This window comes from Brucella grignonensis, assembly GCF_002252505.1.
GTDB classification, from domain to species: Bacteria; Pseudomonadota; Alphaproteobacteria; order Rhizobiales; family Rhizobiaceae; genus Brucella; species Brucella grignonensis.
The window spans coordinates 1-528 of record NZ_NNRL01000137.1 but is presented as its reverse complement, the minus strand read 5'-3'; the positions used below and the strand labels follow the sequence as shown (position 1 = coordinate 528).

Genomic DNA, 528 nt, shown 5'->3' with positions numbered 1-528 from the left:
GCCGCAGGCGGCAAATGTCCTGGCCAAGGTCAGGGATGCCATCGATCGCAACGATCTGCCGGCAGCCCTCGGCTTCGCGCTTGCCGACCGCATGGTCAAAGCGGAAATCGACGCCCTCAATAGTGTCGTCAAAGAGCGCTTTGGTGAACGCGCACTGCTGGGCAATGGCGCCATGGACACGAGCGGTCCGGCCTTCAAGGCCGCATCGACAGGGCTGTCGCCCGCCGAACTCGACAAGCTGGCCGCGGCCTGGCCGACGATGCGCGCTGGCCAGCAGCTCGCTGCCCAGGAGCGCACCGCTCAGGCGCTCAAGGAGACCGAGGCCATGCGCCAGACGCAGCGCCAATTGCGGGTACTGAAATGACGGCGCGCACCCGCTCGGTGATTGTTGTGACCGCCGCGCTAACCCCACTGTGTGCAATGGTCGGCATCGGCTTCATCGCCGGTCTACGGGTGAACCTGACACCAAGTTATCCGCTCGGCCTGTGGCGCATCGAACCACTTGTCAGTGATGTGGCCATAGGCGAC

At 64.8% G+C, this 528-nt stretch carries 1 pseudogene; it reads left to right on the top strand.

The annotated features are described in order from the left end of the window. Nucleotides 1-364 (top strand): annotated as a pseudogene (locus tag CEV33_RS01600) (BID domain-containing protein); the annotation flags it as partial. Nucleotides 365-528 lie beyond the last annotated feature (164 nt).